This is a genomic window from Bradyrhizobium sp. 197, from assembly GCF_023073375.1.
In the GTDB taxonomy this organism is placed as follows: Bacteria; Pseudomonadota; Alphaproteobacteria; order Rhizobiales; family Xanthobacteraceae; genus Bradyrhizobium.
The window spans coordinates 50,574-56,930 of the sequence record NZ_JADPJJ010000070.1 but is presented as its reverse complement, the minus strand read 5'-3'; the positions used below and the strand labels follow the sequence as shown (position 1 = coordinate 56,930).

Sequence of the window (6,357 nt, the reverse complement as noted above, 5' to 3'; positions counted from 1 at the left end):
CCGACTTCCTGCTTAATCTGATCGCCTATAACCTGATCCGAATTCCAAAACTGCTCGCCGCATAGCCACCCCGCGCCGGGGCACACTCAATAACAAGCTAGAAATTACATCCAACTCTACCGCGCCGTTCCAAAAACGACCGGCGGAAAAATGAAAATTCTCCATTTCAAGGTTTTTCAGCAGACTGCTAGAATTCAGCGGCACCATCAGCCCGCCAGCGCCTTCGATGACGAGCGGTCGCTCCCCGGTATGCGGCAGGACGAGCGAATCGGGGTCGATGCGAATTCCGTCTATTTCGGCGGCATGGTGCGGCGAGGCGGACGTTTTAAGGCGGTAACGCTCCGGAACGATCCGATCGGCCGGAAGACCGCTCAGTCGTGCGACCTGCTCGCTATCGGTCTCTCCTTCAACACCGGCCTGAATTGGTTTCCAATAATTCGCGCCGAGAAGATGGGCAAGGCCTGCCGAAAAGACAGATTTGCCGATCCCTGTATCTGTGCCGGTCACCACGATCCGCTGCCTCATCGAGATCCGCCCCTCGTCTCCTCAGCGAGGGCATCGAGCATCGCACGCACCTCATCCTCTCCGACGTTGAGCGTCAGTGAAATTCGTAAACGGGCCGTGCCGGCCGGCACCGTTAGCGGTCTGATTCCTCGGATGTCAAATCCGCGAGCCTGTAGCGCGGACGCTAGCCTCATGGCGCGGGCATTCTCGCCAACGATGTAGGGCAGGATCTGCAAGTTCGAAGGACTTCTCTCGCCTCGCGCAACCATCTCCTGATGCGTGAACGCGACAAGCTTCGCCAGCCGCTGTCGGCGCTCCGGTTCCTCCTGCAGGATCAACAGAGCCTCCCGTACGGCCACCGCCATTAACGGCGAGGGGGCGGTCGCGAAGATAAACGGGCGACAGCGATTGATTATGAAGTCGCGCAGCACGCCAGAGGCGGTGACAAGCGCGCCGGCAGCTCCCAGCGCCTTGCCGCAGGTATGAATAACCAGGAGATTTTCGCGTCCTTCAAACGGCCCTGTGAGCCCTCGCCCCTGCTCGCCGTAAACGCCGGTGGCATGAGCTTCATCCACAACCAAGAACGCATCGTGCCGGTCCGCGATCGCGAGCAGGTCCTCAAGCGGTGCGAAATCGCCATCCATGCTGTAGAGGCTCTCGACTACGATCCAGACCTGCCCCGCTCCGCCCGCGGCACGCCAGTCGCAAATTGCGCTTACGATAAACTGCGGGTCGTTATGGGCGGTGATTCGAAACGCGGCTCGGCCAGCTCGTGCTCCTTCGTGAATGCTGGCGTGAACCAGGGAATCAAGGACGAGCAGGTCATCCCGTTGCGGCAACGTTGTCAGCACCGCAAAATTTGCCACATAACCACCGCCGAAGAAGAGCGCGGTCTGCGCGCCGAAGAACCGCGCCGCTGCTGCTTCGAGGCATTCGTGCTCCTCGCAGTTGCCGCGCAGAAGCCGTGATCCGCCGGCTCCGATCGGAGTACCGGCTTCAAGCGCGGTGACGATCGCTTTTTTCATGCGCGGCGCGCTCGCCAGGGCCAGATAATCGTTGGATGAAAAGTCAATCCCGGTGCGCGGCTTGAGACTCCGCTTCTCGTGTTTGAGCGCATCTAAGCCTGCCGCATAGCTGGCGGCTTTACCCGCAATGATGGAATTCATTCTTCACTCGCTGAGCAAGGATCGACGCCCCAAAACTCCCAACTGGCCGCCAACGACGGGGTCTTTACGGCGGTTAGCTTGTTGGATTCAAATCGGCACGATGCGATTTTGTCGGTCAACCAGCACAATGCGCGGCCTGAAGATTCTTGCCTCCCCCTCGTCAACTGAGGCGTATGCAACGATGCTTATCCTATCGCCGGGCATCGCCAATCGCGCCGCCGCACCGTTCACGTCTACCGTGCCGGACCCTTGCGGCGCTTCTGTCACAATCGTTGCAAAGCGTGCCCCCGTCTCGAGGTTGTAGAGTTCGACGCGTTCGTTAATCAGGATGCCGGCCGCGTCCAAAAGTGCGCGATCAATCGAGATCGAGCCTCCAAAGTGCAGGTCGGATTCAGTTACCGAGGCGCAATGAATCTTTCCCTTCATCAAGACAATCTGCATTTCTTACCTACGCTAGTGGCTTGCGCGCAGCGCGCCGTTGTTCTGATGGCTTAAGCGAGTCCAGACGTAATGCCGAGCCGTGCTAACAAACTTACATCACCGTCAAGTTGCGGGTTTTTGGTAGTCAGCAACACATCGCCGAAAATGATGGAGTTCGCACCCGCCAAGAAACATAGGGCTTGGAGTTCATCACTCATGTACTGGCGCCCGGCGGCCAATCGTACGACGCTCTTGGGCATCATGATCCGCGCGGTCGCCACCAGGCGCACCAGTGCAATCGGATTGGGACGCTCCGCCGTGACCTTCACCGGCACCCCATTCACCTCGTTCCACAGGTTGATCGGTACACTTTCCGGATGGTTGGGAAGATTGGCGAGTAGTACCAGCATGCCGAGACGGTCATCGACGTGCTCACCTATGCCAATAATGCCGCCGCAGCAGACTTTGACCCCCACCTCGCGCACACGCGTAAGAGTGTCGATCCGATCTTGCAAGGCCCGGGTAGTGATGATGCTGCGGTAGAACTCCGGTGAAGTGTCCACGTGATGATTGTAGAAGTCGAGGCCGGCGTCGGCGAGCCGTGCGGCTTGCTTTGGCGTGAGCATGCCGAGCGTTACGCACGTCTCCATCCCAACACGTTTAACGGCGGCAATCATGTCGCAGACCTTATCGAGGTCGCGGTCCTTTGGACTGCGCCACGCCGCGGCCATGCAGAAGCGACTCGCCCCGGCCGCCTTGGCGCGCTGCGCGGTGGCGACCACATCAGCGCGATCCATCAAGCGAGTCGCCTTCAGGCCAGTGTCGCAATGCACGCTCTGTGCGCAGTAGGCGCAGTCTTCAGGACAGCCGCCGGTCTTGATGCTGAGTTAGGCTTGCGGTTTCGACGTGGTTTGGGTCAAAATTACCGCGATGAACGGTCTGGGCCTGAAATAGGAGCTCGGCAATTGGCTGCACGTAAACCCCTTCCGCCTCGGCACGTTCCCAGTCGCGGCGGACCGGCGCGCCGTTGCGGCCGCTATTGCCTTCGACTTCCACAGCACCCCCAAGATTTTCGCTCGATCGTACAGACGACAAGGTCGTGCGTAGCTCCGCAAAGCAACACTCTTGCCCTGTATTGAACGAGAAATATCGCCGAGTTGCGCGGGCATGGCGCTCATATCAGGCTAATCGCCGCCCCCTCATGCCGGATTTCCCCGCAGGCGCGCCTCACTCAGGTAGCTAGGCGGTGCGTCCGGTAGTTGCGCCCCGTAGGAGCCTCTTCCGATGCAAATGTATTTGGCCGCGCGCCTTGTATAACGGAGCGACGGATCTGCTCACCTGGCTGAATCCTCAATGGTGTTGTTATGCGCGTCACATTCCGCACAATAAACGGCGGCCTCGACGAGCCGACTCTGCGAGCGCTGTGGTGAGCAACTCCGCGGGACTCTCGATTATGTCGCCACCGCCCGACTTGGCATCGGCGGGGCGAGATCCGCTAAGGTGTCGCACTCATCTGCGCAAACAGAGTTGCCGCTTCAGACGGCCCGAGCCCGACGATGCCCACGAAGGCTGCCGGAGGCATCGGAATGACCTGACGGGTCGGCCTCCAGAGATGCAGGCAATAGCGACTATTGTTCACATACTGCGAATGAGGAGGATGCAGCTGCATCACGCATTCCTCTTCATCCCAAAACATATCTTTAGCGAGGCACATCTCCTCCCAGTTTGGAGATCGCCGTGGCGTCGACACTGAGACATGCTCCCATCCCGGACGGATCAAGCCGATGATCTTGAGTTGGCAGCCACAAGGCCCCTGCACGAAGAAGAGACCAGAAGGGCCAGACCCTGGTGCAGTGGCGAATTGGCCCTCGCGAACGCGCCCCGCTTCCAGTCTTTCTACACTGTGCCTCCTCATGCGTCCTCCTTTTGGCCGATAGAGTTGCATCCGGCACCACTCGTCTTGTCCGAGTCGCACATCGAACGGCTGGCACCCCGGCATGGGCAGCCCCAGCTACCGCTGATCATCTGCACCGAACCTACTTGGATGAAGAACATCGGTTCTATCCGCATCGTTCACCGGGGAGTTCTCTTGGGTTTGTCTTTCGACATCTGATCGTCTCTTCAATTTTCTTGTCATTCGCGCCTTCGTTGCGAACCCGGCCTCATGCAGACAATCTGCGCAGAGATCTATGATGGCCCGTCTTGGCAAGCCGTTCCAGCAGGAGCTTCTGCTCGCCTCTTCGCCTGAACATGTCCGCAATGTATGGCGTTGAGCTCAGCAGTGCTTGGTGCAAGGTGCCAGAATTCGACTGAAACGCCTCACGCCAAAATGGCGGCGGAAGCCAATTCGCGTGGCATGATCCGGCGAACCGGCTACTTTGTCACCCAAACAAAAGTCCTGGCTTCAGCACATGATGCAAAGCGCGACGCCAATGCCTCGCCAGTTCATCGAGCGAGAGGCTTTGATTCGACGACCTGACGGTGGGCTTTCATCTCATCCTTCTCATGTCTAGCGGTTAGCCGGCTTGCCGCCTGAGACACCGTCAATGCGTCATCTATGTGGCCGGCCCCGCGACTCAGAATGGATTCATGGTCAGAGGCTCGGACGCGCGGACCGCACTCGTTCAGCAGCCTAGCTCATTGGCCTTACGGCATGACGCAGTTTCGCAGTTCAGCTAACGGGCTGTGAGCTCCAACGGAGAGACACCCGCGCCGGGGTCACAAGGCGTTGACGATCGGTGCAACCGTCCGCCCGGTGGCGATCAGAACTGCCCGTCAAGCTCATTTCTTTGCCGCCCCTCCGCGAGGCGAGCCAGCTTATCATATTCTTCAGCGACCTTGAGGAGCCTGCATCTGGATGTGTCGTCCTCGAGCGACTCCGCTTTTCTTCGGGTCGCTTCAGCACGGCTTCTCCAATGTTTGGCGTCTGAGAACAGCTTTTTTTCCTTCATGCGGAAGACGATGCAATTTTTAGATCAAGAAAATGCGACACATGCCCTACGTAAGATCCCGTAGGTTGGCTTTCGCAAAAGCACCTCATTTGCCGTTATCTGCCGACCGCTCTGTTGATGTCTGAGATGCGACAACCCGCTCGCAGCAAGCGCGGCAAAGGGCGCGAATGCGCGACTCTAGACATTAGGGCTTGAATCGTACGTAGCGTCAGATTGTAGGGTCTCTTACAGCTGGCGAGCGTGGTTGGCCGTAGAACAGCTTCCGGGCGACACAATTTCGAGTGTGTCATTTGGCGCCCAGATTGCAGAACGCCCGCCTTGTCCCTGGCGCCGCAGTGAAGTCGCCTCGGCGAATCATTGCACGTGTGGCGACGAAGCCAGGAGGGGAACCGGATTCTAAGATGCAGCAGCATCCTCGCGTTGCGGTTGCCCGATTTGACAGAGTGCTCACGCAGAAGGTCGACGTCTGGAGATCGGGGCCTCGCAGCTCAGAGTGGAATGGAAGTTGGAGGCCATACTCATCTTACGTAGCCGTGATGCGGCCGCGGCGAACCTGCAATAGCTTGCTTACGCCAAAACAGGTAGCTCCAGGCATACACCGTTGCCAGCATTCTCGCCAGAGATGCGTCGACTGGTCGCTCATGCCGAAGCCGCCCTCGGGTGCCTGGATTGCCTCCGCCGCCGCGTCCATGACGTTTTTCGTATCCAAAGACGGGCAACACGGCCTTCGGAGTAGCAATGACTTCTACAGCTTTGGCTAGCAAGCGGCCGTTCAACTGATGGCCTTGGAGCGCGCGAGGTCAGACCACAAGGAAATCTCGATCTATGCTCTGTCCGAAATGTCACACAGATAACTGGTGCGAGATCGCAATGCACGATCCCTGGAGCGGCCGACCAGTGATCAACTGCAATACTTGCGGTGAGTATGCCGAATACGATTGCCTCCAGCGCAAAACAGCGCACGCGATCATCGCAGCTACCTTGGCCTGTAACGTTAGCAAAGAGGACGAGCGAGATCCGCGGGCGGTTGCTGAAACGATTTTGGATGTGCTGGAGAATGCCGGCCTAACAATCGCTCGCGCCTCAAGATGAATGGGAGGACGCCGATCGGCGCCCGCTACAAGGCCCCGCCCATCCATCAGAGAGCATGGCCAACTGCGCCGCTCGTTCCAACAGCCATTTGATTGCCTGCAAAACCGCTGTTTTTCCCCCGGCCGACCTGGAGTAGTCGGCGTAGCAAGTCTTCAATACCAACACGATTGTAGCAAACGCGCCAATCTGGACTCGAGCCGCGATGCTCTCAATGGGACCAGGGC

At 58.6% G+C, this 6,357-nt stretch carries 5 protein-coding genes and 1 pseudogene; 1 reads left to right on the top strand and 5 read right to left on the bottom strand.

Annotation, left to right across the window (positions count from 1 at the left end; translation table 11 throughout):
- Positions 1-12: 12 nt before the first annotated feature.
- The 5 genes and pseudogenes from bioD to IVB27_RS43615 form a co-directional block, all read right to left on the bottom strand.
- On the bottom strand, positions 13-525 hold the full coding sequence (gene bioD, locus IVB27_RS15975; RefSeq protein WP_247444408.1) for an ATP-dependent dethiobiotin synthetase BioD: 513 nt from the start codon (positions 523-525) through the stop codon (positions 13-15).
- Positions 522-1,670, bottom strand: a complete 1,149-nt coding sequence (locus IVB27_RS15970; protein ID WP_247400747.1) for an 8-amino-7-oxononanoate synthase — start codon at positions 1,668-1,670, stop codon at positions 522-524. The genes bioD and IVB27_RS15970 overlap by 4 nt, the downstream gene beginning before the upstream one ends.
- Before the next feature lie 87 nt (positions 1,671-1,757).
- The gene (panD, locus tag IVB27_RS15965; RefSeq protein WP_247400744.1) at positions 1,758-2,111 is read right to left on the bottom strand and encodes an aspartate 1-decarboxylase; all 354 of its coding nucleotides are present in this window, start codon (positions 2,109-2,111) and stop codon (positions 1,758-1,760) included.
- Between the two features lie 50 nt (positions 2,112-2,161).
- A pseudogene (bioB, locus tag IVB27_RS15960) lies at positions 2,162-3,146 on the bottom strand (biotin synthase BioB).
- Positions 3,147-3,585: 439 nt separating this feature from the next.
- On the bottom strand, positions 3,586-4,005 hold the full coding sequence (locus tag IVB27_RS43615; protein WP_524536486.1) for a DUF7694 domain-containing protein: 420 nt from the start codon (positions 4,003-4,005) through the stop codon (positions 3,586-3,588).
- Positions 4,006-5,911: 1,906 nt separating this feature from the next.
- Here IVB27_RS43615 and IVB27_RS15955 point away from each other — a divergent pair.
- Positions 5,912-6,133: a hypothetical protein gene (locus IVB27_RS15955; protein ID WP_157642944.1), complete on the top strand. Its 222-nt coding sequence runs from the start codon at positions 5,912-5,914 to the stop codon at positions 6,131-6,133.
- Positions 6,134-6,357 lie beyond the last annotated feature (224 nt).

Excerpts from the sequence above, each read along its gene's own strand:
- IVB27_RS43615 (WP_524536486.1), bottom strand. The coding sequence starts at position 4,005 with ATGAGGAGGCACAGTGTAGAAAGACTGGAAGCGGGGCGCGTTCGCGAG.
- bioD (WP_247444408.1), bottom strand. The coding sequence starts at position 525 with ATGAGGCAGCGGATCGTGGTGACCGGCACAGATACAGGGATCGGCAAA.
- panD (WP_247400744.1), bottom strand. The coding sequence starts at position 2,111 with ATGCAGATTGTCTTGATGAAGGGAAAGATTCATTGCGCCTCGGTAACT.
- IVB27_RS15970 (WP_247400747.1), bottom strand. The coding sequence starts at position 1,670 with ATGAATTCCATCATTGCGGGTAAAGCCGCCAGCTATGCGGCAGGCTTA.
- IVB27_RS15955 (WP_157642944.1), top strand. The coding sequence starts at position 5,912 with ATGCACGATCCCTGGAGCGGCCGACCAGTGATCAACTGCAATACTTGC.